The organism is Halobacteria archaeon AArc-dxtr1, from assembly GCA_025517425.1.
In the GTDB taxonomy this organism is placed as follows: Archaea; Halobacteriota; Halobacteria; order Halobacteriales; family Natrialbaceae; genus Halostagnicola.
The window spans coordinates 790,909-816,604 of sequence record JAOPJY010000001.1 but is presented as its reverse complement, the minus strand read 5'-3'; the positions used below and the strand labels follow the sequence as shown (position 1 = coordinate 816,604).

Genomic DNA, 25,696 nt, shown 5'->3' with positions numbered 1-25,696 from the left:
TACGTAATCCAGATCCGTGATGGGGATCAGCGAAGCTGGGCGACGGCTTAGGCGTGTTTCGTCTCGGGGTTCGCACCGACCGGGTGGTACTCCCAGAACTCGCCTGCGCGCATCGCCGCGCCGACGGCGCGGTGGAGGTCAAGAATCGTCTCGAAGGAGTCGGGTTCGACGTACTCGAAGATGTCACGCATCGGGACGACCGTCTCTGAGTTTATCCGAATCGGATCGTCGCCGTGCTCGGCGACGAACGCCTCGCGTTCGAGTGGAAAGTCGGCTTCCTCGTCGACTTTCTTCGCGATGATCGCCATATCGTACTTGCGCATCCCTTCGCTCCCCTCCTCGCCGTCGGGATCGTGGGGCCAGTCCATACGCCGACTGTGCGCGGGGGGCGCAAAAGAATTACTGTCCGGTCCCGGAGTACTCCAACTACCAGACGCCAGCTGCTCCCCGATGCGCTCACTCGACCGGAAGCGCCGTCGTCTCGATCCCCTCACGGCGGCCGTCTAACACGCTAAATCGGTCGCCACGACGCTGCTCGAGCCAGTACAGGAGCCGCTCGGCCCACGCTAGCTTTCGTGCTTTTACCGGATCCACCGACGGATCGTCGAGATCCCAGCCGACGAAGCCGAGTTCTCCAGCACCGAGTGCGTCCGCGAGAAACGCCGCTCGGTCGCCGTCTGTGAACCCGCCGAGATTCCGGACCGGGCCACGAGGCGCGGCTTGGGTCGTCGGAAGCACGAACTCGGACCGGCAGTTGGGGACGACGGCCCGGATCGCCGGCCGGTTGTCGCCGTGAGCGTGGACGGCGACGGGTGTTTTGCGCTCCGTGAGTCGGACGACCGTCTCCGGGTTCTTGTCCAGATCTGTCACCATGCAGTCGACGGAGACGCCCGCAGATTCGAGCACGTCGGCCGCAGTCGAGGCTGCAACGACGCGGTCACAGTCGCGAGCACGATCGAGTTCGTTTGGCGACGCGAGGGAGGGGCCGGCGCCGGCGATCGCCACGCGGTCGCCGCGCATCGGTTCGAGTTCGGCGGGCTCTTCCCCCGCGAGGACGTCGGCGAGTTCGTCTCGTGCGGCTTCGTCCGCGGCCCGGTCATATCCGAAGTCGTCGAGGATCGACTCGTAAACCGGTTCCCACTCGGAAAACTCCATGTGCCTACTGAACGCTCGACGGTCATGATAGTGTCCTCCCACTCTCGCGCCGATACTGCCAGCCGGTCTCACCACGTGCGAGGGATGGCCGTCGCTTTTGGTGTGAGACCACAATAATCCGTGTTATGGGCCGCGTCGTCTCCGAAGTACCCCTACCCGGGAGACGACTCGGCGTCCACCCTTCTCTTTCGAAGCCTCCGGTATAAGCTTTCTCTTACTGCAAGACGTTCTGGATCGCAGATCCGATCGCGAAATTATCGTCACTATCCTCAGAAATTCGCTCTGGAAGTAACGCAAGCTCGGCGACCGATCCGACGAGCAGTACGCGGTCGGTTGGGCCAGGGACGGCGACGAACTCGGCAGCTGTCGACCCAACCGCCGTTCGTAGCCGCTCCGCTCGCTCGCCGAGGCCCCGAACCTCGACGACGGCACCGAGTTGCTCCGAACCTCGTTCGGAATCGAACCCACGCGCTTCGAGGTGACGACGGAGTGTTCGTCTCCCATCGGTATCGAGCCGGCTGACGATCATCTCGCCGTCCCGAAAGCGGGCTCGCTCGGTGAACGCCGCACCGATCTGGGCTGCGTCCCGTGTCTCGGCGACATCGTGGGTTCGGATCACGTGTGCACCACGTTCGACGGCCATCGCCGTCGCAGCGAGGCTCGCCGGCAGCCGCGCTTCGGTTTCGCGGTCGACCAGTTCGCCGAGGAAGTTCTTCCGGTTGATCGAGATCAGCATCGGACGGTCCAGCGCACGAAACTCCGCGAGCCGACGGAACGTTTCGCGGTCCTGGCCGATCGTCTGGGCCTCACTCCAGCCACCGAAGGCGGGATCGACGATCGTCTTCTCGGTCAGGCCGTTTTGCTTTAACGCCTCGTAGACCTGGTCGACGTACTTGGCATCGGCGGCCCACTGGGGTGACTTGCGAGTTGCCCAGTCGGTCTCTTCGACGGCGCCGGGGCGCTCGATATCGGGTGGGCTCGCCATCTTCGCGACGGCGACGTCGTACTTCTCACAGACGGCCGGCATCTCGGGATCGGCGAAGCCCGCGATGTCGTTGACCATGTCGAATCCCGCGTCGAGGGCCGCCTCGGCCACCTCGTGGTAGCGCGTCTCGATCGAAAAGATGGCATCTCCGGAGACGCTCGCGATCGTTTCCTCGGCGACGTGTAACCGCTCCAGTTCCTCCTCGGCCGAGAGCACGTCGAAGCGCTTGTTCGCCGATTCGAGGCCGACGTCGACGATATCGGCGCCCTCGCCGATCAGTTCCTCGTCGACGTAGCGGGCCGCCTCGCCGGGGTCGTCGTAGACGCTCGGATCGTACGGCGACTCCTCGCTGACGTTCAACACGCCCATGATCCGGGGCGGGTGATCGTCACCGATTCCGAGCCCCGCCGCGTCGACGCTGTTCATATCTTCGCTGGGGATGGGAGACAAAAAGGCACCGCGGTTCCGGTGAACTGGAACGACGCCAACCCCGGTGAACGGAGGCGGCCCCGACTCCGATCGTCTGAGGTGGCGCCGGTCCGACAGCGAAGGCTCCCTACGTTAGTTCCCGTCGTCGAGTACCGCCAGCCGCGAGTCCCGCAACAGGACCTTCTTGACGATCGACGGATTCTCGAGCAACCGGTGTTTGGCGTGGGCACCACGCCCGCGTCCACGACCTTCGCGTTCGGACTGGATCACGTTAAGGAAGTTCTGTTCCTGGAGAATCTCCTGGACTCGGCGTTCGGAGAGCACGTCGAAGTCGAGCTGTCGGGCGATCTCCTTGTACTGGTCGTAGATGATCTTCGTCGGAAACTCCTTCTGGGAGCTGTTCTCGGTGAGCAGCGTCAGCGCGTAGAGGATCGCCTTCGCCTGTTGGGGGGAACCCTCGATCAGCTCGTTGAACCGATCGGCCTCGGTCTTCTCTTTGGCGTCCCGGACGTGTTCGGCGGTGACGCTGGTGTCGGTTCGCTTCTTCGCGATGCGGCCGGCGTTCCGGAGGATGTCGATCGCCTTGCGCGCGTCGCCGTGTTCCTGAGCGGCGAGTGCTGCGGTGAGGGGGATCACGTCCGCTCCGAGGACGCCGTCGTGGAACGCGTCCCGCCGCTTCTCTAAGATCTCGACGAGCTGGTTGGCGTCGTACGGCGAGAAGACGAGTTCGTCCCGCGAGAGGCTCGATTTCACGCGCTCGGAGAGGTGGTCCGGGAAGTCGATCTTGTTCGAGATGCCGATGATACCGATGCTCGACTCCGAGATGCGTCGGTTTTCGCCCGCACGAGAGAGCTTTCGGAGCACTTCGTCGTCCTCTAGCATGTCGATCTCGTCTAAGATGACGATAGTGACGTCCGTGCAGTGATCGACAGCCTGCCAGAGCCGTTTGTAGTAGTCGCCGGTGCCGAGACCGCGGTCGGGAACGGAAACGCCGCTCTTTTCGGGTTCGTTGACGATCTGTGCGATCGTCTTGACGATCGACGCCTCGGTGTTCTGTTCGCCACAGTCGATGAAGGCGTACTTCACCGTGATGTCGTCTCGTCTGGCCTCCGAGATCACCCGCTGGGTGACCGATCGAGAGATGAGTGATTTGCCGGTCCCCGTCTTGCCGAAGATGAACAGGTGGTTTGGCTCGCTCCCGAAGATGGCGGGGTTCAGGGCGTCCGCTACTCGTTGCATCTGCTCGTCGCGCCCGACGATCCGGTCCGGGCCGGGAAGGTGCGTGATCTCGAGCAACCGCTCGTCGGCAAAGACCGGATCGTCGTACCGAAAGAGGGGATCACGATCGTCGTTCACGGACATTGCAGTACTGCGTCCGTTCCAACTGAACTGAAATAAAGCTATGGAGATCAATCGCGGATGTAAACAGTACGTCCCAGCCACTCTAATACGGTCTGGCGGCGGTGTAGTGCAAATTTCACTAGGGCGCCGCCATCGCGCTTCTAACTGCCCTCGACTCGAGGCTCGACGACACCGACACCTCCCTCGCGGATGTAACGGGAAGACAGGGATGGTACGAATCTGTTGTAGGGTCCTCGCTCCGAACTCGCTATCGCAATCGGACCCGCGAACGGGAACCGGCTCGCGGCGAAATCCAAAGGACCAGCCGATAGGCCGGCGAAAGTGGGATGAATTGGCCCTGTACGGCTCCAGCAGTGGGTGCACATCGACGCACACACCCCCCTCGCGGATGTAACGGGAACGAAGGGGTGGCGTGTGATCGGATTCGCCGATTTTCTTCGATTGTGCCGCTCAATACCCGGATTTTACACCCGCGACACTGGTGTGTTCCATAGCAGAACCTCCCCACACCTAACCGACGTTACAAACGCGACGGAGGTGTGTCCCCGTTCACCCCAACCACCACAGTGGACATCTATGAGTATAGAACTAGATCCTAGTACTAGTTCGACCATCACTACCACCACTACCACCACTACCACCACTACCCACCACTAACACCACTACCACCACTACCCACCACTAACACCACCAACAAAGACGAGCTAAGATACTGGCAACGGTGTAACACCAACACCATCGCCGTGTGGCGTCGGTAATGGGATCGGTTTTCGACTACTCCCTCTGGAACCAGACGGGGAAACGCTATCACGGTATTTTTCCACTCCCGTTCAGTATCTTCCGTATGATCGCGCCCTCGCATACTCGCCCACGGGAGCAACCTGGGTCTCTCCTGTCGGTCCCGAAAATCACACCCTCGAGTCGACGGTGCCGACGGAGCCATGACTGAGACACCGTCCAGTCCCGAGGGGGAGGTCGACTGTCCGACCCGTCGAACGCCGCCGGCTGTTGCAGTCGTCGACGCCCAGGCGCCAGGAAACGTCGGTACGATCGCCCGGGCGATGAAGAACTTCGGCTTCTCCGAACTGCTGCTAGTCGACCCACCGGAGTTAGACCCCGACGGCGAGGCGTACGGCTTCGCCGGTCACGCGCGGAAAGACGTCCTGCCCAACGCCACGGAGATCACGTTCGACGAGCTGGTGGAGAACTACCACACCGTCGGCTGTACCGCGGTGACCAACGAGGACGATCGCAGCCACGTCCGCTTTCCGTATGCGACGCCCGCCGAGCTGGCCGATCGCCTTGCTCGTGTGGAGGGACCCACTGCGATCGTCTTCGGGCGCGAGCGCGTCGGCCTCACCAACGAGGAGCTCGCTCGAATCGACGAGATTTGCTCGATCCCAGCGAGTGCCGAGTACCCTGTCTTGAACCTGGGTCAGGCGGCGACCGTAACCCTCTACGAGCTACGCACGCTCACCCTCGCGCCCGAGGAAATCCAGCTTCCAACGGAGACTCGAGAGCGCGTGCGTGCACCGGAGCCGATGATAGAGCGTCTCTACGACCAGTGGGGGGCGCTCCTAGAGGAACTCAACCACCCCGAAGAAAAGCGCGAGAAGACGGTACGGATGCTCCGGCGGGTCTACGGCCGGGCGGATCTAACCGAACGTGAGGTCACCACCTTCCTCGGCCTCCTCCGGCGGGCGACGGAACGCCCTGACCGTCAGGGAACCGACGATGGGCCCTCCACAGAGCTGGACGACACGGAGTAGAACCGCCCCCTCACAGGCGGTCTGCGGTCCTCAGGAGCGCGCCTGAATCTCCTCGCGGAGGAGTTGGCTGACGAGATCGCCGTCGGCTTTGCCGCGTAGCGCGCCCATGCATTCGCCCATGAGTCCGGAGAACGCCTGCATGCCCTCCTCTTCGACCTGTGTCTCGTTGCGCTCGACGACCTCCGCGATCGTCTCGCGGACTGCCTCCTCGTCGGCACCGCCGAGATCTTCCTCCTCTGCCGCCTGCTCGGCAGTCCGATCCGGATTCTCCGCGAGTGCCGTGAGCAGGTCACCCACGCCCTCGTTGGGGAGGTCGCCTGCCTCGACCATCGCCAGAACGTCCGCGAGGTGGTCGTCTGTCAGGGCCTCAACGGCGACGTCGTCCCGGCGCAGTTCCGTGAGCGTCGACTCGAGCGTCGTCGCGGCCAGGGTCGGGTCGACCCCGTCGGACGACTCCTCACCAGCCACGACGTCCTCGAACAGCGGCATGTGTCGCCCGTAGGCGACCTGCTCTGCGAGCCCCGCGTCCAGATCGTACTCGGCCTGGTAGCGCTCGACCTTCTCGGTGAGAAGCTCCGGCTCCGGCACGTCGCTCGGATCCGGTTCGACCGGCGGGACGTCGGTTTCGGGGTACATCCGTGCCGCGCCGGGGAGGGGACGGAGGTACCGCGTCGTGCCGTCGTCGTTTGCGCCCCGAGTCTCCTCGGGGACGCCCTCCAATGCGGTCCGGGCGCGCTCGGCGACGGCCTCAATCGCCGACTCGGCGACGGCCGTCTCGTCGGCGACGATGGCGACGGCATCCTCGGGCCCGGCGTCGACGGCGTCGCGCAGTGCAGCGACCTCCGCTTCCGTGACACCGTAAGCCGGCAACTCGTCGGTGTGGAAGATCCCGCCGGCGCCGTGGCGCTTTGCGTGATCGGAGAACTCCGTGCCGAGGCGCCGGTCGGGAGCGATCTCACGACCGACGATCCCGTCGAAGCCGGGAAGCGGGACGGCCATGACGGAGCCACCCGAACTCAGTGCGCCCCGAATGACGCCGCTGTCGGTATCTTCGAAGACGTCGGTGACGTCCGTGGAGTCGCCGACGCTGGCCTCGCGGTCGGCGAGTTCGTCTGCGATCGCGACCAGTTCGTCCTGTCGGGCGACCTCGTTGCGGACGATATCGTCGATGTCGTCTAAGCTCTGAACCCCTTTGATCTCGACGCGGGCGCCCTCGGCGATGGAGACGTTGACGTCCTGGCGGATCGTCCCCAGGCCCCGTTTTACCTTCCCGGTCGAGCGGAGGAGCATCCCGATGCGCTCGGCGGCCTCGCGGGCCTGCTCGGGCGACCGAATATCGGGGCTGGTACCGATCTCGACGAGCGGAATGCCGAGCCGGTCTAAGCTGTAGGTGACGCCCGCGTCGGTTTCCTCGACGCGCTGGGCGCTCTCCTCTTCGAGAAGGAGATCTTCAATCCCGACCGGGCCCTCGCTCGTCTCGATCTGGCCGCCGGTTGCGACCAGCGTCGAGCGCTGGAACCCCGACGTGTTCGAGCCGTCGACGACGATCTTTCGCATGACGTGGGCCTGATCGACCGGGTTCATATCCATCAGCTGGGCGACCTCCAGGGTCGTCTCCAGGGCCTCGTCGTCTACGCGGTGGGGCGGCTCGTCGTCCTCCTCGACCAGACAGGTCGAGTCGTAGGCGAGATAGGTAAACTCGCGGTCGACCTTGCTCTCCTCGACGGCGGCGTCGTCGAGCTCGCCCAGTTCGCTGCGGGTCGGGTGCAGGTACCGGGTGAACTCTCGCGTTGCGTCGTCGGGCTCGCGCAACTGCGTCGGACAGGCACAGAACAGCTTCGTCGCCGTGTCGAGTTGCTGGTGGATCTCCAGCCCGGCGACGAGTCCGAGGGCCTCGTAGTCGTACTCGGTCATTGGCGGGCACTCGGTGGCCGAGGGGTAAAAAACCGTCCAGTTGCGTTCGCCTAGTCGTCCGAGGATGGCGGTTCGGTGGGTGGCCACGACTTGCTGGCATCAGAGCTATCGGACGCAGTGCTGTCCGTCTCGGTGTTTTCGGCGTCCAGCTCGTCAGTCTCGAAGCTGCTCTCACTGACGGAGTCGTCGCTGACAGCCTCGGAAACACACTCCAGAAGCGTCTCGGTCGTCGTCACGGGCGCTCGGCGCCGAACTCCGGTGAGGCGATCCTCGACGGCGGGATCGGTGGGTCCCGTCGACGCCGCGTCGACGAGAACGAGTCGATCGAGCCGATCGAGCCGATCGAACAGCGGTCTGGCGGCCGCGCTGGTCGGCGGATCGGCCACCACCGTCGTCTCGGCGGCGTCGGCCAATTCCGCGAAGGCCTCAGCGTGGCACTCCTCGATCGGGCGGTACGGCGGAACCGTGCGATACTCGACGGCTGCCCCGCGTGCGGCCTCAGCCGTCGCGTCACCCTCCGGGACCGGGCCGACGGTCACCTCGATCCCAGCCGCGCATAGACGAGAGACGACGCTCGCACCGACCGATCCCGAGCCGAGGACGTGGACTCGTCCTGGCAGCTCGGTATCTGCTGCCGTGGGAAGCGTCGTCACTGTCGGAGTGCCGGTCACTGGGTTTTCGCCGACGGCGGCGGCCGCGCCGAAGACGTCCGTGAGGACGTCGCTCTGGAGAACCGTTTCGGGTGGCCCCGATCGGCGGACCGCGCCGTCGGCGAGCAACACGAGTCGATCACAGTAGCGGGCCGCCAGATCGAGGTCGTGGATCGCGGCGATCGCCGTCTTTCCGCCGTCGACCAGCTCGCGGACCAACTCTAAGGTCTCGATCTGGTGGTTTACGTCGAGGTTGGCGGTGGGCTCGTCTAACACCAGCACCGGCGTGTCCTGGGCGATCGCCCGGGCAAGGACGACCCGCTGGCGCTCGCCGCCGCTTACCTCGTCGATCGGCCGGTCGGCGAACTGCGCCGTCCGCGTCCGCGCTAACGCCTCCGTCACCAGCTTCCGGTCGTCCGCCGTCGGTGGGGTGAACCGGGAGCGGTAGGGGTGACGGCCCATCTCGACGACCGACCGGACGCTAACGGAAAAGGCGACGGTCGTGTCTTGCGGGACGACAGCAACGAGCCGGCTCGACTCGCGGGAGCGACAGCCGTCGATGTCGACGCCGTCGATCGTGACCGCCCCCTCGTCGGGTTCGAGGGCGCCGGTGACCGCGCGCAGGCAGGTCGTCTTGCCGGCGCCGTTGGGGCCGACGAGACCGACCAGTTCTCCGGGCTCAGCGCGCATCGAAACGTCCCGGAGGACGGCCGTGTCGCCGAACCGGTGGGTGAGGCCGTCGACTTCGACGCGGCCGGTGCGCGTCGCAGGGCGATCGGTCGAGCGACCGAGCAGGTCGGTGGATCGGTCCAGGAAGGCGGCAAGTCGGTCGGAGAACCCGGATGCGGACGGGCTCATAATGCGTGCACCTCCCGTCGTTTCAGCAAGAACAGGAAAAAGGGTGCGCCGAGCGCGGCGGTGACGATCCCGACGGGGACGACCGGGATCGCACCACCCATCCGGGCGATCGTATCGGTCACGACGAGAAACGATGCGCCAGCGAGCGCGCTAGTCGGCAGCAGGATTCGGTGATCTGGACCGACGAGCAAGCGCATAATGTGTGGGACGACCAGTCCCACGAAGCCGATGACGCCTGCGACGGCGACCCCGCCGGCAGTGACGAGGCTCGCGAGCGCGAGCAGGACGAGCTTCGTGCGCTCGACGGAGACGCCCAGGTGGTGGGCCTCCTCTTCGCCGAGCATCAAGACGTTGAGCTCGCGCGTGTAGGCGCCGAGGATCGCCACGCCGACGAGCGTGACGGGGAGGGCGAAGGCGACGTCACTCCAGGAGGTCGCGACGAGGTGACCCATCGTCCAGAGGACGGCCTCCCGGAGATCGTCGCCGCTGTAAACGAGCATGAACGAGATGATCGCGCCCAGAAATGCCTGGACGGCGACGCCGGCGAGCAACAGCGTCGCGACGGGCGTCTTCCCACCCTCCGTCGCAATGGCGTAGACGAGGAAGGCGGCGCCGAGCGCGCCGACGAACGCCGAGAGGTGAAGGCTCGCGAAGGGAACGACGGCGGGGAAGGCGATTGCGGCGACCGCTCCCGCCGCCGCTCCCGAGGAGACGCCGATGATCGACGGATCTGCGAGTGGGTTTCGAAAGAAGCCCTGCATCACGGTTCCGGCCGCAGCGAGGGCGAAGCCGACGATCGCCGCCAGAGCGATCCGGGGGAGTCGGATGTCGGTGACGATCACCTCGGACGTATCGGGGACGTCGAAGGCGAACGGCGCGGTGGTCGCAATCTCGGGGGCCGGAACCGACCAGCCGCCGACCGGAAGCGCGAGCGAGCCGACGGAGAGTCCGGAGGGAACCGCGACCGCGTTCAAAATTGCCTTGGCGACGGTGAGAGGGTGGATGTGGACCGAGCCAACGGCGGCGCTGCCGACGATTACGGCGGCGAGCAGGGCTATCAGCCCGGCAGACCACGATACTGTTCGAACCGGTCGCCTCATCAATACCAAGCTCGCTTGGGTTAGTCAAATATTTGTTGGAGTAGGGGCTGAGTGCAGACGAATGAAACGAACAGTTGTCGTTCTGATGGTGGCGTTGCTGGCAGCCTCGCTGGCTGCTCCAGCCGCCGTTGGCGGCGTCGCTGCCTCGAGTGCAGGCGACGCCCAGGCAGTATCGAACGTGAATGCGGCGGGTGCTGGGGTCGACGTGTCGTGTGAGTACCCACAGACTCACGTCGACGCGACCGGTGAGGAGGTGACGCTTGACGGCGAACCCGACGAGGTCGTCGCCCTCTATCCGAGTGACGCCCAGCTCGCCGCCGAAATCGGCGCGGAGTCGAAGGTGACCGGCATGCCGGTTAGCGAGTTCACTGAGTCACTCGACATCGAGGACGTGTCCGATATCAGTCAGGCCGACGGCGCACAGGTCGACGTCGAGCAGGTCATCGCGCTCGATCCCGACGTGGTGCTGGCGGCGAACGTTGCACTGTCCCAGGAGGGCGTGCTCGATACACTCCGAGACGCCGGCATCACCGTCTACGTCCTCGATCAGGCGAACTCCCTCGAGGACGTCAGCGAGGGCGTCGCGATGGCCGGCGCGGTAACCGGTGAGTGCGAGGGTGCTGAGGAGACTATCGAGTGGATGGACGATCGGATCGAGATCCTCGAATCGGCAACCGAAGACCTCGAGAAACCGCTCGCGTTCTACGCCAGCGACGAGGACGGCTGGACTCCCGGTTCCGAGAGCTTCCACCACGAAATTCTGACCCTCGCCGGCCTCGAGAACCTGGGCGCCGAGCTCGGTAATGAGGCATGGGCGATGGTCGATCCAGAGACAATCGTCGCCGAGGACCCTGAGTGGGTCGTCCACCCTGACGTGGCCGACGAACCGCCGCTTGCCGACAGCATCGAGTCGACGACTGCGATGGCGTCTGGCAACGTTGTTGCCGTCGACAACAACGCCATCGGCCAGCCCGGACCGAACGCGCTGTTCGTGATCGACACGCTGCTGGAGGCGGTCCACCCGGACGTCTACGCCGAGATCGAAGCCGATCTCCAGGCGATAGACGACGAGTACCAGAGTGACGCGGAGAGCGGTGACGACGCCGACGACGGCGCCGACGATGCAGACGACGCCGATGACGACACAGACGAGTCGATCCCCGGATTTGGCGTCCCGGTCGCCATTGCGGCCCTGCTGGCCGTCGCCTACCACGTTCGACGGTAGTCAGTTCGGTCGCAGTACCGTCACTCATTTTGAAAAGCGTTTACTCGTCGGGCCACCCAGTCAGTGACATGGTCGAGAACGTCATCTGGCCCGCCTACCTCGACGCTGAGTGCTCGCGGGCCGACGGGCGCCGCGTGCCCACCGATCTCGCGGTCGAGGAGCCGACGGTCGATGAAATCGCCAAGGCCGTCCAACAGATCGGCTACGACGCCGCGATCGAACGCGACAAGTCCTACCCGCGGACGCCGTGGGAGGAAGCCGGTCGCGTCGTCGTCCGCGGCGCCGAGGACTCGACCAAAAACGACCTCGTTCAGGCCGTCGCGGCGTACGTCGCGGCGATGCGCGAGTGATGCGTCGAATCGGCGAGGTCGTCCGAGCCGCCCAGGGGCTTGCCGTCCTTCGAACCGACGGCGATCGCAGTCAGTACGACGACGAGATCGGGACGATGGCGGTAGACGACTCCCTCGAGACGGCGGGCCGGGTCGTCGACGTCTTCGGGCCCGTGGATCGGCCGTACCTCGCGGTGACGCCCGACGAGGGCGTCCACCTCCCGTCGCTCGTCGGGACGACACTGTACGCACGGTAGTCGCGATTGTCGGGGCTCGTGTGCCGAACAAAATTCGAACAGGGGGAGCCGAGACCTGCGGCCTCCTCTCAGACGATCTGTAGATGGTCGGTCTCTAGCTCCTCTTCGGTCAGCTCCTTTCCGTGGATCTCGCGCATATGATTTTTCGCCAGTTCGATCGCTTCTCCTTCGTCTTCGGATTGGACGATGAACCGGCAGTCGTTCGACACCGCTTCGCAGTCGAGTTTGTGTGCGTCCGGCATGTGTACTCCCTCTCGTGGCAGTGCTGGGCGGAACCGCACCCCGCAGGTCGAGTTACGCGGTACCACACAGCAAAGAGACTACGCCGGATCGGTACTTAATTGATTCCGGCGAAACGCTTTCACAAGCGATCCAACGGATTCTTGATGCCGAAAACTCGCCACCCGTCCGATCACCATCTACGACCGTTCAGTTTTGCTCAGTCGAGGGTTGGTAGCTCGTCGTACGTGGTCACGAAAACCGGAACCGAGCACATGTAGGTGCGGTCCGCGAGGGTAATCGCCGTGTCAGCGTACGTGGGCGCGGCCGCAACCACCTCCTCGAAGTCGAGCGGATCGGTCGGTCCTCGTTCTTCGTCGCCCGTGTACACCCGGATCTCGGCGGCAATCTCGTCGTCTGGGCTAGTTCTGATTCCGATCGCGGTCATGAGACCGCGCTCGAGGGCCTCTTCCTTTCCGGGATCTAATCGGTCGTACGTGCGGTCGATGGCGGCGCTCGCGCCGGCGTCCGGGCACCTGAGGTCGGCCCACTCCTCGAACGGGCGCTGTTCGTACCGCTCTTGGCCACCGGAGTATCCGACGACGAATTCGACGACCCCCTCGTCTGCGATGTATTCGACGTCATCGTCGTCGTCGAAGTTCTCGGAGACCTCGATGGGACCAGCGTCGCCGCAGGTGTAGTCGGCATCGGAGTCGGAGCACGCGGCTGGGAGCTCTCCTCCATCCCCGTTTGGAACGACTGTCGAAATGTGGTCGACGCAGCCGGTGACGGCGACGAGTGCCCCGCCCCCGCCCGCGGCAAGGAGATCTCGGCGATTCATGACAATCTGTATGTGAGTTTCGCAGAAATACGTTCGGGACGCTCAAACATCGCTTTCACCTATCGGTCTGCATGGCGAAACCAACACACAAATACCGTCGCGGACAACCACTCTGACATGACCTCTCGGGCTCGACTACTGGCTGCTGTCGGCGTCGTCGTGGGGCTGTTTCTGGCCGTCCAACTGGGTGCACTCGCCCTGGCGGAGCCGTTCTACGAGTCCGAGCACCAGGCCGTCGAGAACCCCGATGATCCGGCCAACAGCGCGATCTACGTGGGGATCATTCTCGTCGCGACGGCCATGATGCTCGCGGCCTTCAAGTACGACGCCGCGTGGCTGATCCGAGCGCTGATCGTCGGCGTCAGCGGAATGCTCGCCTGGTTCGTCTTCGCCGAGTTCCTCCCGCCGATTGTGACCGTCGGCGGAATAAACGGCGCCGCGGTGCTCGGAGCCGTCGCCGTCTCTGGCGCCCTGCTCGCGTACCCGGAGTGGTACGTCATCGACCTCACGGGGGTGTTGATCGGCGCCGGCGCGGCCGCGCTCTTTGGCATCAGCTTCGGCCTCCTACCAGCGATCCTCCTCTTGCTCGCGCTTGCAGTCTACGACGCGATCAGCGTCTACAAGACCGAGCACATGCTCGACCTCGCCGCCGGCGTCATGGAGCTGAAAATTCCGGTCGTGCTCGTCGTCCCGACCGCCCTCTCGTACTCCCATCTCGACGCAGTCGCGAACGCCGAGACGGAGACCGACGGCGGAGCGGCCGAAACCGTCGCCGAATCTTCGCCTGCTGGCTCTGAGGGGGCGGCCGGCGACGCTGGCGCCGCTACGACGGCTGCAGCCACTGATTCGGCAGTCGGCGCCGAACCGACGACCGACGAGAAACTCGAGTCGACGACGACCGACGAGGAGGGCGACCGCGAGGCGTTTTTCATCGGCCTGGGCGACGCCGTGATCCCGACGATCCTCGTCGTCAGCGCGGTCTCGTTCCTCGACGCCGGGACGATCGATGTGCCCGGACTCGCGCTCAACGTCCCCGCGCTGGGCGCCCTCGTCGGGACCCTCGTGGGACTGCTCGTGCTCATGTCATTCGTCATGCGCGGGCGCCCCCACGCCGGCTTGCCCCTATTGAACGGCGGCGCAATCGGTGGCTATCTCGTCGGCGCCCTCGCCAGCGGCGTCTCGATCGCGACCGCGCTGGGACTGTAATCGGCGCTTCGCTGAAAAAATCCGCACCCGCAGTCAGTTCGACGGCAGCCGGTAGGCGGGCCCGTCGTCGCTATCCTGCACTTCCACGCCGAGCGCTTCGAGTTCGTCGCGGAGTTCGTCTGCTCGCTCGTAGTTGCCCGCCTCGCGTTCGCTCTCGCGGACGTCCAAGACGAGTTCGACCACGTCGTCGGCCAGGGTGGCGGTCCCGCTCGTCTCGCCGTCGAACGAGAGGCCGAGCACCCAGCCGAGTTCGTCCATCGCTTCGATCGCCCCTCGCAGCCCGCGGTAGTCGTACTCGTCGGCCTCGACGTGGCGATTGACTGCCCCGGCGATCTCGAGCAGTGCCGACTGCGCCTCGCGGGTGTTGAAGTCGTCGTTCATCGCGTCCGCGAACGCCTCGCGCTGGGCGTCGACGGCCTCCCGAAGATCGTCGTCCGTCACGGTCGTCATGGCGTCCGGCGAGTCGAGGGCGTCGACGCCAGCCTCGTAAGCGCGCTCTAACCGATCCCACCGCTCTCTGGCCTCGGCGACGGTCTCCTCGGAATAGAGCTGCTGGCTGTTGTACGAGCCCGCAGTGAGGAACGTCCGAAGGGCGTTGGTTCCCCACCGCTCCGTGGCCTCCGCGACGGTGACGAAGTTGCCCAGACTCGAGGACATCTTCTCGTCGTCCATCTGGAACAGCTCGCAGTGGAGCCAGTAGTTCGCGAAACGCTGATCGGTCGCGGCTTCGGACTGGGCGATCTCGTTTTCGTGGTGGGGGAAGACGAGATCCCGCCCGCCGACGTGGATATCGAGGGTCTCGCCCAGGTGGGTCATGCTCATCGCCGAGCACTCGATGTGCCAGCCGGGCCGGCCCTCGCCCCACGGCGAGTCCCAGGTGAGCGCAGTCTCGCAGGCCTCGTCGGGATCGGCCGCCCCCTCGTGGCGGTGCTCGGAGACCTCCTCGGGCCCGACGCCGCCGGCCTTCCAGAGGGCGAAGTCGGCGGGGTGGCGCTTCTCCGAGCGCTCGTCGGGATCGCCCTGGGACTCGATCTCGTCGATGTCCTGATTCGAGAGCGTGCCGTACTCGTCGAAGCTCGTCACGTCGAAGTAGACCGAGCCGTTTGCCTCGTAGGCGTAGCCCCGTTCGATCAGCGTCTCGACGAGATCGACGATCTCTGGGACGTGCTCGGAGACCCGAGGGTAGACCTCCGCGCGCAGGAGGTTGAGCCGGCGCATATCCGCGAGGGTGCGCTCGATGTAACTCCGAGCGACGGCCGCCTCGCTCTCGCCGAGGTCGTCCTCGCCGACGCGGGCGACGATCTTCTCGTTGACGTCGGTGAAGTTCTCGACGTGGCGGACGTCGTAGCCGACGTACTCGAGCCAGCGGTGCATCACGTCGACGTGGACCCACGAGCGGGCGTGGCCGAGGTGGGCCGGGTCCGAGACCGTCAACCCGCAGTAGTACAGGGAGACGGACTCGGGGTCCTGGGGCTCGAACGGCTCTCGTTCGCCCGTCAACGTGTTCGTCACGTGGACAGTCATTACGCCACCGTACCCCGGGACGGCAGTTAAACGGTGTGATGCAACTCGTGGTGGACCCGAAATCGTGACTCCAGCAACCGAGCGGCTGTCGCCTATCAGTACGAGAGACTGACCAGACTGTCTACCATCGCGCTTTTACCCGTCGATCGACTTCTTCGGATGTTGATTCCTGAATCCCACATGAGCAAGCCCACGTCTCCCGGCGCTGACGATCCACTCGGACTCGATCGCCCGCTCGACGCGTTAGAGCGCAGTTCCGGATTCCGGGGCCCCGTCGAGCCGATGGATGGGGAGTTCCACAACGACCACTTCGCGCTGGTCTATGAGTCCCCAGCCGACCAGTTCGCAGCCGTCGTTCCCTTCCTCCAGCAGGGACTCGACCGCGGCGAGAAGTGTGTGTACGTCACGGACGAGGACTCGACGGCGACAGTCCTCGCGGCGCTGCGAGACGGCGGCATCGACGTCGATGCCGCACTCGAGTCGGGCGCGCTCGTCCTCGAGACGTTCGCGGACACGTATCTCAGAAATGGAACGTTCGATCCCGACGAGATGATTGCGTTCTACGCCGATCTCATCGACGACGCGACCGTCGAGTACGACGGGCTTCGACTGGCGGCCGAAATGGAGTGGATCGTCGAGGCCGACGTCCCGATAGCGGTCTCGATGGCCTACGAGAGCAAGGTAAACGCGCTCTTCGACGAGAAGGACGCGATTGCGGTCTGTCAGTACGACCGCAACCGGTTCCCGTCGTCGATTATTCGCGACGTCGTCCGCGTCCACCCCCACCTCATCTACGATAACACGGTCTGTCACAACTTCTACTACACCCCACCCGAGGAGTTCTGTGGGCCAAACCAGCCGACCCACGAACTCGACCGGATGCTCGAAACCCTGCGCGAGCGCACCGAGGCCAAAGCCGAGTTACAAGCCCGCGAACGATACCAGCAACGGCAAAACGAGATCATCGCAGACCCCGATCGATCGTTCGAGGCGAAGCTCCAATCGCTGTTCGAACTGGGATGTGAGCGGTTCGACCTCGAGTACGGCAGGATGGCGAAAGTCGACCCCGAGACCGACCGGTTCGAAGTCGAGTACCTGAGCGAGGAGAACGATCAGTTCGAGCCAGGGGCCGAACTGCCACTGTCAGAGACCTACTGTGCGCTTCCGAGCCGAACGCAGGGACTCGCCAGCGTCGCCGACGCAGACGCGGCCGGCTACGACGGTCGTACCGACTGTCGCGAGTTCGGCGCGCAGGCGTATCTCGGTACCTACGTCGAGATCGACGGCGGCGTCGACCGGACGTTCGCGTTCGTCGGTGCCGACGCACGCGAGCCCTTCTCCGACGACGAACGGGCGTTCCTCCAGTCGATGGGACAGTGGGTGACGTACGAACTCGAACAGCACCACCGCGAGCGCGACCTCGAGCGGACGGTCGACCGCCTCGAGACGTCTAACGAGCGATTAGAGCAGTTCGCCTACGCAGCGAGCCACGACATGCAAGAGCCCCTGCGAATGGTCTCGAGTTACCTCCAGTTGATCGAACACCGAGACGACGATCTCTCAGCAGAGAACCGCGAGTTTCTCTCGTTCGCGGTCGACGGCGCCGATCGGATGCGAACGATGATCGGGGGGCTCCTCCAGTATTCGCGGGTACAGACCCGCGGCAGATCCCTCGAACCGACCGATCTGGACGACGTTATTGCCGCCGCTCGCAACGATCTACAGTTCCAACTCGAGGAGGCCAATGCCGCCCTCTCCGTTGGGTCGCTCCCACGCGTCAGCGGCGATGCAGACCAGCTTCGACAGCTGTTCCAGAACCTCCTCGAGAACGCGATCAAGTACTCGGGCGAGGAGTCACCCGAGATCGACGTCACCGCCGAGCGCGATGGAACGACGTGGACGATCTCGGTCCGCGACCGGGGGATCGGGATTCCGGCCGACGAGCAGCAACGTATCTTCGAGATCTTCGATCGGCTACACAGTCGCGAGGAGTACGACGGAACGGGCATCGGGCTCGCACTCTGTGAGCGCATCGTCGAGCGCCACGGCGGCGAGATCTGGGTCGACTCAACCCCCGGCGAGGGGTCGACGTTTTCGGTCTCACTCCCGGTTCCCTCAGACACCGCGTAAGCAGTCCCCCAAAGTCGGCGACAGCCTCGACGAGAGCGCGCGACAGATCGTGGCGCTGTCGCTTTCCTCAGACGGGAACACGATCGAGGGCGTTCTCGACCGTTCGGACCGCGTTTGCCCCATCGAATCGGTCGACGACGAGGATCGCGACGCCGTCACCGACGGCCGCTGCCGCCGGCTCGATATCCGCGAGTGAAAGCGCCTGCACTGCCGTAGCGAGTCCGATTGCATCTATTTCCCCCGTCGCGACGATCGCTGTTCGGTTGCCCCCGTCGGCCGGTCCGAACGCGAGATCTCCGACTGACAGGAGACCGTCGCTGCCGTCGTCGACCGGGCCAATGTCGCTTCGCATCGTCACGCGAACGTCGCGAGACCCGGCTTCGTACTCCGGCAACTCCTCGGCATACCGTCCCAATGCGGTCGCGACGGCGTCGGTTTCGCCGTCGATCTTCAGAAATCGAGCGGCAGCAGTGTAGTTGACGATCCCTGCGCGAAGTGCCGTCCGGAGAAACGGCTGTTCGTCGACGGCACGGCGCGTCTCGCTCGCGAGTGACATATAGACGCGAGCGCAGGCGTCGAGCATAAAACGACCGGACACCACGAATCCAGCATCGAAGACCGCGGGGCTTTTGCCCCGAACCGACGACGCTCTACGTATGCACCCCGACGAGGTCGAACGGCTCATCGAGTCGGAACTGGACGGCGCCGAGGCGACGGTCACGTACGCACGCGAGAAACACGATGAAAACCACCTCGCGGCGACCGTGGTCTCCGAGACGTTCGCAGACGTCCCGCTGGTCCAACAACATCAGCAGGTGTACGACGCCTTAGACGAGCATATGACGACCGATATCCACGCTCTCGAACTATCGACGTACACGCCAGAGGAGTTCGCCGAGAAGTAGGCCGCCACCTGACTGCGGCGATCCTGTCAGTCGAAGAACCGCAGTTTTATTCCCGGTTCGCGAGACCGTAGGCGTATGGAGACGCTTCATCCGCGCATTCGGCTGCTCTGGATCGCCCAGGGGGCGATCGCTGCGATACTCATCGGTGTGGGGCTGGCTGCGGTCGATCAGTTTCTGACCGCTGTGCCCGTCGAGATCGTCCTCGGGATCGTCGGGGTGGGACTCGTCCTCGGGATCGTCTACGCCGTTCGACTGTACCAGGTGTGGCAGTTCGAACTGCAAGACGACGCCCTCTATCTCGAGCGGGGTGTGATCACGTTCGTCGAGACCGCGGTTCCGTTCGTCCGCGTCCAGCACGTCGACACCCAGTTCGGGCCCATCGAGCGCGCCCTCGGTCTCTCGAGTGTCGTGGTCTACACTGCGGGCTCGCGAAACGCGGACGTTCGGGTGCCGGGTCTGACGCCGGAGCGCGCTCGGAAGCTCCAGGATACGCTGCGGGAACTGGCCATCGAGACCGACGCCGACGACGCCGTATGAATCGTCTCCATCCGCTGAGCGCAGTCACGCTCGCGCTCAACCGCGGCTTTCTCGCCATGGCGATCGTGTTCGGCCTTGGTGGTGCACTCGGGGCGATCTTCGACGTCGTCGATGTCGCCTGGATGATCGGTCTCGCACCCGTCGGATTCGTCCTCGGCGGCGTCTACGGCATCGGCTACTACCTCCGGTTCGAGTACGAGGTCACGGCAGACACGTTCGACGTCTCGTCGGGGGTGTTCTCTCGCCGATCGCGTGAGATCCCCTACCATCGCATCCAGAACGTCGACCTGCGCCAGGGCGTCCTCCAGCGACTGTTAGGGCTTGCAACGCTGTCGGTCGAAACTGCTGGCGGCGGCGCTACCGAGGCAACGCTGAACTTCGTGAGCCAGTCCGAAGCGACCCGCCTCCAGCGAGATATCCGACGCCGAACCGCGAGCGCCCGGGAGGCACGCAAGCGGTCCCCGGAGGCGCCCGCGGAGGGGACAGACCAACTCGACGTCGATGACGGTGGGATGGGATCGGGCGAACCCGAGCCAGTATCAGACGATCAGGAATTGCCTGCTGACGATCATCGATCTCTAGCGGATGATCGGCCGACCGAACCAGTGCCGGAGCACCGCGACGACGAGTCAGCTATCGCTGGCGATCCCGACGCGGCCCGTCCGCAGCCTTCGGCCGACGAGTCTGCCCCGTCCGCCGACGCGACGACGACCGGTGAACCCGACTGGGGACAGGACGTCTCGGTCGACCGATCCAAGCCGCTGTTCGACTTACAATCCAAAGAGCTCCTGTTGTACGCGTTTACGTCGTTCCGCCCCGCGGCAGCTGCGGCGGTACTGTTCGGGTTCTTCCTGGCAACGGGAACGATCCTCGAGTATCTGGTCGCTGTCGCCGAACCGGTTGGCGGCCCCGAGGATCTCGAAACCGGAACCGCGACGAACTACGGCGTCCTGACGATCGTCTCGGCGATTCACGGGATCGCGATTACGTACCTCGTCAGCGTCGCCTACACCTTCGGGACGTACTACGACTTCGAACTCGGTCGAATCGACGAGGACTTCGTCTACGAACGGGGGCTCCTCCAGCGCTACAGCGGTTCGATCCCCGCCGAAAAAGTGCAGTCCGTAACGGTGATCGCCAATCCGGCCCAGCGACTGATCGGCTACGCCGGCATGTGGATCGAAACGGCGGGCTACGGTCCCGAGAGCAATGGCGGGAGCCAGTCAGCGGTGCCACTCGCAGAGACCGGACGGGTGTACACCTTTACAGAACGACTCACGGGCGTCGAGACGCCGGCGTTCGACAGCCCGCCGCTGCTTGCCCGCCGGCGCTATCTGGCCCGGTACTCGCTGATCGCCGGTGCGATCGTCTTCGTCGCCTACCTCGTCACGACGGTGACCGTCTTCGAGCAGTGGTATCTCGCTGCCGTCGTCTTCACAGCGGTACCTATCGCAGCACACCTCCGGTACGTCAACCTCGGCTATTACGTCGGCGACGAGCACATCGTCGTCCGTCGGGGCTTCTGGCGGCGACGCACGACCGTTATTCCTTACTACCGCATCCAGACGGTCAACACCCGGCGATCGATCTTCCAGCGCCGACTCGGACTCGCTTCCGTCGTTATCGACACGGCGAGCTCACAGACGTTCTCGCTTGCGGCGCCGACGATCTACGATCTCGAACTTGAACAGGCGCGAGCCGTCCACGAGGAGAGCCGTGGCCGCTTACAGACCGCCCTGCGTGAGCGCGCTGCAGCCGACGATATCGGGCTTTCGGTGGACTTCACCTGAGCTGCGATCGGAAGAGCGGGGTTTCGGTGGCTTTTACGTGAGCGGTTCCGACGCCCTACGTATGGCAGAGGACTTTCGCGTCGAGGAGGACAGCCTCGGGGAGATGCAGGTACCAAGCGACGCCTACTGGGGCGCCCAGACCCAGCGCGCGATTCAGAACTTCCCCATCTCGGGGATCACGTTCGGCCGCCGGTTCGTTCGGGCACTCGGCGTCGTCAAGAAGGCTGCCGCACAGGCCAATCGCGATCTGGATCTCGTCGACGGCGACATTGCAGAGGCCATCATCGAGGCCGCCGACGAAGTAATCGCCGGCGAGCACGACGACCAGTTCCCGGTCGACGTCTTCCAGACCGGTTCGGGGACCTCCTCGAATATGAACGCAAACGAGGTCATCGCGAACCGCGCCGCCGAGATTACGGGCGCCGAGATCGGCGACCGCGTCGTCCATCCGAACGACCACGTCAACTACGGCCAGTCCTCGAACGACGTGATCCCGACTGCGATGCACGTCGCCTCACTCGAGGCCGTTGAGAAAGACGTCATCCCCGCGCTCGACACGCTCCGCGGGGCACTCGAAACGAAAGAAGCGGAGTTCGACGACGTCGTCAAAACGGGTCGCACGCACCTGCAGGACGCGACGCCTGTGACGCTTGGCCAGGAGTTCGGCGGCTACCGAACCCAGGTCGAGAAAGGCCTGTCCCGCGTCGACAAGACCCGCGAGCACCTCGCCGAACTCGCCCTCGGCGGCACCGCGGTCGGCACCGGCCTCAACACTCATCCCGAGTTCCCCGGTCGCGCCGCGGAGTACATCACGAAAGAGACCGGCGTCCAGTTCCGCGAGGCCGACGACCACTTCGAGGCCCAGGCCGCCCACGACGCGATGTCCGAGGCCCACGGCGCGCTTCGCGTCGTCGCCGGTTCGCTAAACAAGATCGCGAACGACCTCCGACTGCTCGCCTCCGGCCCGCGGAACGGCCTGGGCGAACTCGAGCAGCCAGAGAACCAGCCCGGCTCCTCGATCATGCCCGGCAAGATCAATCCCGTCGTCGCCGAAGCTGTCAACCAGGTCCACAAGCAGGTCGTCGGCAACGACGCCGCCGTCTCCGCCGGCGCCGCGGAGGGACAGATCGACCTCAACCTCTACAAGCCCGTGCTGGCACACAACTTCCTCGAGTCCGCCGAACTCATCGCCAACTCGAGTCAGGTCTTCGCCGAGCGCTTCGTCGACCCGCTCGAGGCAAACGAGGAGTTCTGCCGAGACCGCGTCGAGCAGTCGATGGCGATGGCGACCTCGCTCAACGTCCATATCGGCTACGACAAGGCCAGCGAGGTCGCCAAGACCGCCCTCAAGGAGGATAAAACGGTTCGAGAGGTCGTCCTCGAGAAGGAGTATCTCGACGAGGCGGAAGCCGACAAGGTGCTCGACCCCCGCAAAATGACCGAGCGCGGTATCTTGGGCCAGGACCACTAATCCGGACGCTGCAGTACGTGCGGCCCGAACGCTGATTGGACGAACGAATCCAAGCCATTTTTCCCGACGCTCACGTCAGCCAACGTATGCACACCTGCCGTGACTGCAATCGATCGTTTTCTACCGAACTCGATCTCGAACTCCACCGCGATACCTGCGAGCGTGCGGAACTCTTCTGTGGCGTCTGTGGGAACCGATTCCGCGAGGTCGACGCGACGCGAGACGGCTGGCACTACACGTGTCCAGCTGACGACTGCGACGCGGAGGGGATCGAGAACGATCTCGGCCGGGTCGAGGAGCTGCGACCGGCCTCGCGCTGAGAGCGATCCCACCTACTCCACGAGAGGGAGTTCGATCGTAAAGACAGCTCCCTCCGGCTCGTTGTCGGTCACTTCGACTGACCCTCCGTACCATCGAACGAACGTCTGAACGAGATGTAAGCCGAGCCCACTGCCGTTGCTCTCCTCGCCTTTGATGCCGCGATCGAAGAGTCGGGCTCGCATCTCGTCGGGAACTCCGGGGCCGTTGTCCGCAACGTGTACACGGGCGCACCCGTCGACGGTCTCGACGGAGATGTCGATCTGTGGAACTTCCGTATCGTTGTGCACGACGGCATTTCGAAGCAAGTTACCGACCGCGGACGACAGCGCCCGATCGGCAGCAACGTCGACTGCCGGCGGGTCGCGGAGTTCGAACTCGGCCTGAGGATACGTCTTGGCGGCCTTCTCGACTTCACGCTCGAGGACTTGCCGAAGCGGAATCGACCGCTCGGCGCCCGCTCCCGGTTCTTCCAGCGGTTGTGAGAGTTCCGAGGCGATCTCGGTGAGATCTGCAATGTGTTCGACGGCCTCGGAGATGTGTTGGAGCAGGGGCGAGACGTCCTCTTCAAGCGGTGTCTCCTCGATCCTCTCGTCGAGGACGTCGCTCCAACCGACGGCGACCATCGCGTCGTTTCGGATGTCGTGGCGGAGCATCTGATTTAGCGTCTCGAGTTGTTCGTTGTGTCGTTCGAGGAGCCGGTCGTACTCGACGCGTTTGGTCACGTCCTGGATCACGACGTGGGAACCGTACTCGACGTCTCGCTGACCGACCAGTGGTGTCGTCGAGACGGCGTACACCTGGGATCCGATCTGTAACTCTGCGTCCGTCTCTTCGGCGACGATCGCATCGACGCGCTCGGCGGGATCGGAGAGCGTCCGCAGTCGGTTTCCGACGATCGGCTCGGTCAGCTCGAGGTACTCGCAGGCGACCTGATTGTGCTCGGCGACGCGGCGCTCCCTGTCGAGGACGAGAACGCCGTTTGGCGTCGTCTCGATCAAGAGGGCGAACGGAACGGGAACGGCCGCCAGAACGTCGTATCGAACCAACGCCCACGCGAACACTACACCGGAGACGGCGAACAGAAACGGTTCGGGTCGGTATACGACGCCAAACGCGAACAGGCCCGATTCGATGTAGTAGTACAGCGGAACGAGGGTCACGTAGGGGGCCAAACCGGCCACCAGCGCGCCGACCTGGGCGCGCTGTCCCGCCGTGGTCTGGAGATACGTTCGAATCAGCAGGCCGAAGCCGAACAGGATGACTGCCAGACTGTACAGCCTGTCGACGACGTACCAGGGTCCGACGTCGTAGCCTAGGAACACCGCCCCATCTCCGCCGACCATCTGTACGTTTTCAACGACGAGTTCGGGAGCCAGCGGGGTGAGCGCGAGGGAGAGCGTTACCGTCGGTACGATCGACAGGGCCGCAAGCAGCGGCGCGGTCACCAGTTCGTCTCGGCCGCTGTACCTGAGTACGAACACGAGCATCGCTGGCGGAATAACCACCCAGCCGAGATACTGTAGCTGCCACAGGAACAGGCTCGCTTCCAGACCGGTCACTGTGTACTCGAGTGCGGTCGTTCCAGCGTAGAACGCACACCCAGCCAGCAGAACGACGAACGGAGTTGTGGCCGGCTGCTCTCGGTACTGCAGGCCGGCGATTGCGACACCGACACAGATCAGGAACGATGCCGCGAGTATCGGCGTGTGCAGCGTCCACTGAAGCGAGAAATCGGCGGCCATTCGTTCGAGTGTGTGGCGAGTACGTCAAGAATGTTCTGTATCATCTCCAACCGCTTCCCGTGATTTGGGTTGAAGACACGAACTGGTCGGCGTGGCGGAACGGCACCCACAAACCGGCGGAAGTCGGGACGCATCGACGCTGTTCTGTCTCGTGAGTCGCGAGACACGCTGGTGGTTGGTGAGTTAGGTATAGCAAGATAGGATTTATATGGTCGCCCACGGACGCCAATCTGGTGGTTGCGAGCGCAACTGGAGTACGAAAAACAGACGAATGGGTCTCCAAGCGGCGATTCAACCGACCAAACACGAATTGGTGTGATCCGACGACGAAACCCTCCGGAGAGTTGTACGGGGCCGGCCGTCTCTCTCCGTACGAAATCGAGTGCACTGAGTGACGTCGCTGGTGCCAGTTTGACGTAATGCTCACGAGTCACCCCGAAGCCGGCAACAAGCAGTTTCCCAGCTACGACACACCCATTACGCATGCATCTTCTTCGGTCAATCCCGTGGCAACGTCGAAACCAGCCAACCGGACCGAGGGCGATAGCACCATGGCAGATACTCTCGCAAAAACCCCTCAGGCGACAATCCGAGGGTGCACTACCAATGTCCGCCACTGTGGTGGCTGGCACGGACATGATCGATTCAGTCTCGATGGATGTCTCTGGCGTTCGTCTCCATTCAGCACGTGAGCACGCACACGGCCTGGACCGATCTGGCTGTGCTCGGACGCTCGATCGTCGTCTACAACGACGAGTCTCTCCCTCGCCGAACTGAATTGTCGCTGTCTCTCGTTCGTTTTCGAGGAGGCAGTACATACCTCGACGATGTACCGGTCACAGACACCATGGCGACGTGGCCGGCGATGACGGCTGGTCAGCGAATGGCCGTCGATGTCCCTGACAAAATGTAGCCACCGTCGCCTCCGAGCACCAGTCGGCACACACCATCGTCTGTGAGATCCAGTCGATAGAGAA

General features: G+C 64.2%; 23 protein-coding genes. 11 read left to right on the top strand and 12 right to left on the bottom strand.

The genetic code is table 11. The features are described from left to right. Positions 1-47: 47 nt before the first annotated feature. The 4 genes from OB905_04165 to OB905_04150 all read right to left on the bottom strand — a co-directional run bounded on the left by OB905_04165 (position 48) and on the right by OB905_04150 (position 3,931). Positions 48-368 (bottom strand): DUF5785 family protein, encoded by a 321-nt coding sequence (locus OB905_04165; GenBank protein MCU4925183.1) that lies wholly within the window; start codon positions 366-368, stop codon positions 48-50. A gap of 88 nt (positions 369-456) precedes the next feature. Next, positions 457-1,155 (bottom strand): DUF115 domain-containing protein, encoded by a 699-nt coding sequence (locus OB905_04160; GenBank protein MCU4925182.1) that lies wholly within the window; start codon positions 1,153-1,155, stop codon positions 457-459. Positions 1,156-1,369: 214 nt separating this feature from the next. After that, entirely contained in the window at positions 1,370-2,566 is a 1,197-nt protein-coding gene (gene folP / locus OB905_04155) for a dihydropteroate synthase (GenBank protein MCU4925181.1), read from the bottom strand. Positions 2,567-2,701: 135 nt separating this feature from the next. Then, positions 2,702-3,931: an orc1/cdc6 family replication initiation protein gene (locus OB905_04150; protein ID MCU4925180.1), complete on the bottom strand. Its 1,230-nt coding sequence runs from the start codon at positions 3,929-3,931 to the stop codon at positions 2,702-2,704. 941 nt (positions 3,932-4,872) lie between these two features. Between OB905_04150 and OB905_04145 the strand changes: the two genes are divergently transcribed. Then, positions 4,873-5,700, top strand: a complete 828-nt coding sequence (locus OB905_04145; protein MCU4925179.1) for an RNA methyltransferase — start codon at positions 4,873-4,875, stop codon at positions 5,698-5,700. A gap of 30 nt (positions 5,701-5,730) precedes the next feature. Here the strand turns inward: OB905_04145 and gatE are convergent, their stop codons facing one another. From gatE to btuC, 3 genes are read right to left on the bottom strand one after another with little or no spacing between them, the layout of a single operon-like run. Then, the gene (gene gatE, locus OB905_04140) at positions 5,731-7,614 is read right to left on the bottom strand and encodes a Glu-tRNA(Gln) amidotransferase subunit GatE (protein MCU4925178.1); all 1,884 of its coding nucleotides are present in this window, start codon (positions 7,612-7,614) and stop codon (positions 5,731-5,733) included. 50 nt (positions 7,615-7,664) lie between these two features. Continuing rightward, positions 7,665-9,122: an ATP-binding cassette domain-containing protein gene (locus OB905_04135; protein ID MCU4925177.1), complete on the bottom strand. Its 1,458-nt coding sequence runs from the start codon at positions 9,120-9,122 to the stop codon at positions 7,665-7,667. After that, complete coding sequence (btuC, locus tag OB905_04130; protein ID MCU4925176.1) at positions 9,119-10,222, bottom strand: vitamin B12 ABC transporter permease BtuC; 1,104 nt, start codon at positions 10,220-10,222, stop codon at positions 9,119-9,121. The genes OB905_04135 and btuC overlap by 4 nt, the downstream gene beginning before the upstream one ends. Positions 10,223-10,283: 61 nt before the next feature. Between btuC and OB905_04125 the strand changes: the two genes are divergently transcribed. The 3 genes from OB905_04125 (at position 10,284) to OB905_04115 (ending at position 12,033) form a co-directional block, all read left to right on the top strand. Next, entirely contained in the window at positions 10,284-11,447 is a 1,164-nt protein-coding gene (locus tag OB905_04125) for a PGF-CTERM-anchored ABC transporter substrate-binding protein (GenBank protein ID MCU4925175.1), read from the top strand. A gap of 68 nt (positions 11,448-11,515) precedes the next feature. Beyond that, complete coding sequence (locus tag OB905_04120) at positions 11,516-11,797, top strand: signal recognition particle subunit SRP19/SEC65 family protein (protein MCU4925174.1); 282 nt, start codon at positions 11,516-11,518, stop codon at positions 11,795-11,797. After that, on the top strand, positions 11,797-12,033 hold the full coding sequence (locus OB905_04115) for a Gar1/Naf1 family protein (GenBank protein ID MCU4925173.1): 237 nt from the start codon (positions 11,797-11,799) through the stop codon (positions 12,031-12,033). The genes OB905_04120 and OB905_04115 overlap by 1 nt, the downstream gene beginning before the upstream one ends. A 68-nt stretch (positions 12,034-12,101) precedes the next feature. Here the strand turns inward: OB905_04115 and OB905_04110 are convergent, their stop codons facing one another. Beyond that, positions 12,102-12,275, bottom strand: coding sequence for a DUF1059 domain-containing protein (locus tag OB905_04110; GenBank protein MCU4925172.1), 174 nt, complete (start codon positions 12,273-12,275; stop codon positions 12,102-12,104). A gap of 197 nt (positions 12,276-12,472) precedes the next feature. Next, a complete protein-coding gene (locus tag OB905_04105; protein MCU4925171.1) occupies positions 12,473-13,093 on the bottom strand; it encodes a hypothetical protein in 621 nt (206 codons plus the stop codon). A gap of 117 nt (positions 13,094-13,210) precedes the next feature. Here OB905_04105 and OB905_04100 point away from each other — a divergent pair, with 117 nt between their 5' ends. Beyond that, a complete protein-coding gene (locus OB905_04100; protein ID MCU4925170.1) occupies positions 13,211-14,299 on the top strand; it encodes a presenilin family intramembrane aspartyl protease in 1,089 nt (362 codons plus the stop codon). Positions 14,300-14,332: 33 nt separating this feature from the next. Here OB905_04100 and cysS read toward each other — a convergent pair whose 3' ends face one another. Then, complete coding sequence (gene cysS, locus OB905_04095; GenBank protein ID MCU4925169.1) at positions 14,333-15,823, bottom strand: cysteine--tRNA ligase; 1,491 nt, start codon at positions 15,821-15,823, stop codon at positions 14,333-14,335. A gap of 180 nt (positions 15,824-16,003) precedes the next feature. On the opposite strand from cysS, the gene OB905_04090 reads away from it, so the two are divergent. Next, on the top strand, positions 16,004-17,953 hold the full coding sequence (locus OB905_04090) for an MEDS domain-containing protein (protein MCU4925168.1): 1,950 nt from the start codon (positions 16,004-16,006) through the stop codon (positions 17,951-17,953). A 67-nt stretch (positions 17,954-18,020) separates the two neighbouring features. On the opposite strand, the gene OB905_04085 is transcribed toward OB905_04090, so the two are convergent. After that, positions 18,021-18,509: a hypothetical protein gene (locus OB905_04085; GenBank protein MCU4925167.1), complete on the bottom strand. Its 489-nt coding sequence runs from the start codon at positions 18,507-18,509 to the stop codon at positions 18,021-18,023. Between the two features lie 100 nt (positions 18,510-18,609). Between OB905_04085 and OB905_04080 the strand changes: the two genes are divergently transcribed. The 5 genes from OB905_04080 (at position 18,610) to OB905_04060 (ending at position 22,976) form a co-directional block, all read left to right on the top strand. After that, complete coding sequence (locus tag OB905_04080; GenBank protein ID MCU4925166.1) at positions 18,610-18,858, top strand: BolA/IbaG family iron-sulfur metabolism protein; 249 nt, start codon at positions 18,610-18,612, stop codon at positions 18,856-18,858. A gap of 75 nt (positions 18,859-18,933) precedes the next feature. After that, on the top strand, positions 18,934-19,395 hold the full coding sequence (locus OB905_04075; protein MCU4925165.1) for a PH domain-containing protein: 462 nt from the start codon (positions 18,934-18,936) through the stop codon (positions 19,393-19,395). Further along, complete coding sequence (locus OB905_04070) at positions 19,392-21,185, top strand: PH domain-containing protein (protein MCU4925164.1); 1,794 nt, start codon at positions 19,392-19,394, stop codon at positions 21,183-21,185. Before OB905_04075 ends, OB905_04070 begins: the two co-directional genes overlap by 4 nt. Positions 21,186-21,246: 61 nt before the next feature. Continuing rightward, on the top strand, positions 21,247-22,656 hold the full coding sequence (locus OB905_04065) for a class II fumarate hydratase (GenBank protein ID MCU4925163.1): 1,410 nt from the start codon (positions 21,247-21,249) through the stop codon (positions 22,654-22,656). An 86-nt stretch (positions 22,657-22,742) separates the two neighbouring features. Beyond that, the gene (locus tag OB905_04060) at positions 22,743-22,976 is read left to right on the top strand and encodes a transcriptional regulator (protein ID MCU4925162.1); all 234 of its coding nucleotides are present in this window, start codon (positions 22,743-22,745) and stop codon (positions 22,974-22,976) included. A gap of 12 nt (positions 22,977-22,988) precedes the next feature. Here OB905_04060 and OB905_04055 read toward each other — a convergent pair whose 3' ends face one another. Next, positions 22,989-24,719 carry an ATP-binding protein gene (locus OB905_04055; GenBank protein MCU4925161.1) on the bottom strand — a complete coding sequence of 577 codons (1,731 nt, stop codon included), beginning with the start codon at positions 24,717-24,719 and terminating at the stop codon, positions 22,989-22,991. Positions 24,720-25,696: the final 977 nt, after the last annotated feature.

What these genes read in the sequence shown, in the direction of transcription:
- OB905_04125 (MCU4925175.1), top strand. Translation starts at nt 10,284, where the DNA reads ATGAAACGAACAGTTGTCGTTCTGATGGTGGCGTTGCTGGCAGCCTCG.
- OB905_04120 (MCU4925174.1), top strand. Translation starts at nt 11,516, where the DNA reads ATGGTCGAGAACGTCATCTGGCCCGCCTACCTCGACGCTGAGTGCTCG.
- OB905_04085 (MCU4925167.1), bottom strand. Translation starts at nt 18,509, where the DNA reads ATGTCACTCGCGAGCGAGACGCGCCGTGCCGTCGACGAACAGCCGTTT.
- gatE (MCU4925178.1), bottom strand. Translation starts at nt 7,614, where the DNA reads ATGACCGAGTACGACTACGAGGCCCTCGGACTCGTCGCCGGGCTGGAG.
- OB905_04055 (MCU4925161.1), bottom strand. Translation starts at nt 24,719, where the DNA reads ATGGCCGCCGATTTCTCGCTTCAGTGGACGCTGCACACGCCGATACTC.
- OB905_04080 (MCU4925166.1), top strand. Translation starts at nt 18,610, where the DNA reads ATGCACCCCGACGAGGTCGAACGGCTCATCGAGTCGGAACTGGACGGC.
- OB905_04105 (MCU4925171.1), bottom strand. Translation starts at nt 13,093, where the DNA reads ATGAATCGCCGAGATCTCCTTGCCGCGGGCGGGGGCGGGGCACTCGTC.
- OB905_04060 (MCU4925162.1), top strand. Translation starts at nt 22,743, where the DNA reads ATGCACACCTGCCGTGACTGCAATCGATCGTTTTCTACCGAACTCGAT.
- OB905_04065 (MCU4925163.1), top strand. Translation starts at nt 21,247, where the DNA reads ATGGCAGAGGACTTTCGCGTCGAGGAGGACAGCCTCGGGGAGATGCAG.
- OB905_04135 (MCU4925177.1), bottom strand. Translation starts at nt 9,122, where the DNA reads ATGAGCCCGTCCGCATCCGGGTTCTCCGACCGACTTGCCGCCTTCCTG.
- OB905_04160 (MCU4925182.1), bottom strand. Translation starts at nt 1,155, where the DNA reads ATGGAGTTTTCCGAGTGGGAACCGGTTTACGAGTCGATCCTCGACGAC.
- btuC (MCU4925176.1), bottom strand. Translation starts at nt 10,222, where the DNA reads ATGAGGCGACCGGTTCGAACAGTATCGTGGTCTGCCGGGCTGATAGCC.
- OB905_04075 (MCU4925165.1), top strand. Translation starts at nt 18,934, where the DNA reads ATGGAGACGCTTCATCCGCGCATTCGGCTGCTCTGGATCGCCCAGGGG.
- OB905_04145 (MCU4925179.1), top strand. Translation starts at nt 4,873, where the DNA reads ATGACTGAGACACCGTCCAGTCCCGAGGGGGAGGTCGACTGTCCGACC.
- OB905_04110 (MCU4925172.1), bottom strand. Translation starts at nt 12,275, where the DNA reads ATGCCGGACGCACACAAACTCGACTGCGAAGCGGTGTCGAACGACTGC.
- OB905_04090 (MCU4925168.1), top strand. Translation starts at nt 16,004, where the DNA reads ATGAGCAAGCCCACGTCTCCCGGCGCTGACGATCCACTCGGACTCGAT.
- OB905_04115 (MCU4925173.1), top strand. Translation starts at nt 11,797, where the DNA reads ATGCGTCGAATCGGCGAGGTCGTCCGAGCCGCCCAGGGGCTTGCCGTC.
- folP (MCU4925181.1), bottom strand. Translation starts at nt 2,566, where the DNA reads ATGAACAGCGTCGACGCGGCGGGGCTCGGAATCGGTGACGATCACCCG.
- OB905_04150 (MCU4925180.1), bottom strand. Translation starts at nt 3,931, where the DNA reads ATGTCCGTGAACGACGATCGTGATCCCCTCTTTCGGTACGACGATCCG.
- OB905_04100 (MCU4925170.1), top strand. Translation starts at nt 13,211, where the DNA reads ATGACCTCTCGGGCTCGACTACTGGCTGCTGTCGGCGTCGTCGTGGGG.
- OB905_04070 (MCU4925164.1), top strand. Translation starts at nt 19,392, where the DNA reads ATGAATCGTCTCCATCCGCTGAGCGCAGTCACGCTCGCGCTCAACCGC.
- cysS (MCU4925169.1), bottom strand. Translation starts at nt 15,823, where the DNA reads ATGACTGTCCACGTGACGAACACGTTGACGGGCGAACGAGAGCCGTTC.
- OB905_04165 (MCU4925183.1), bottom strand. Translation starts at nt 368, where the DNA reads ATGGACTGGCCCCACGATCCCGACGGCGAGGAGGGGAGCGAAGGGATG.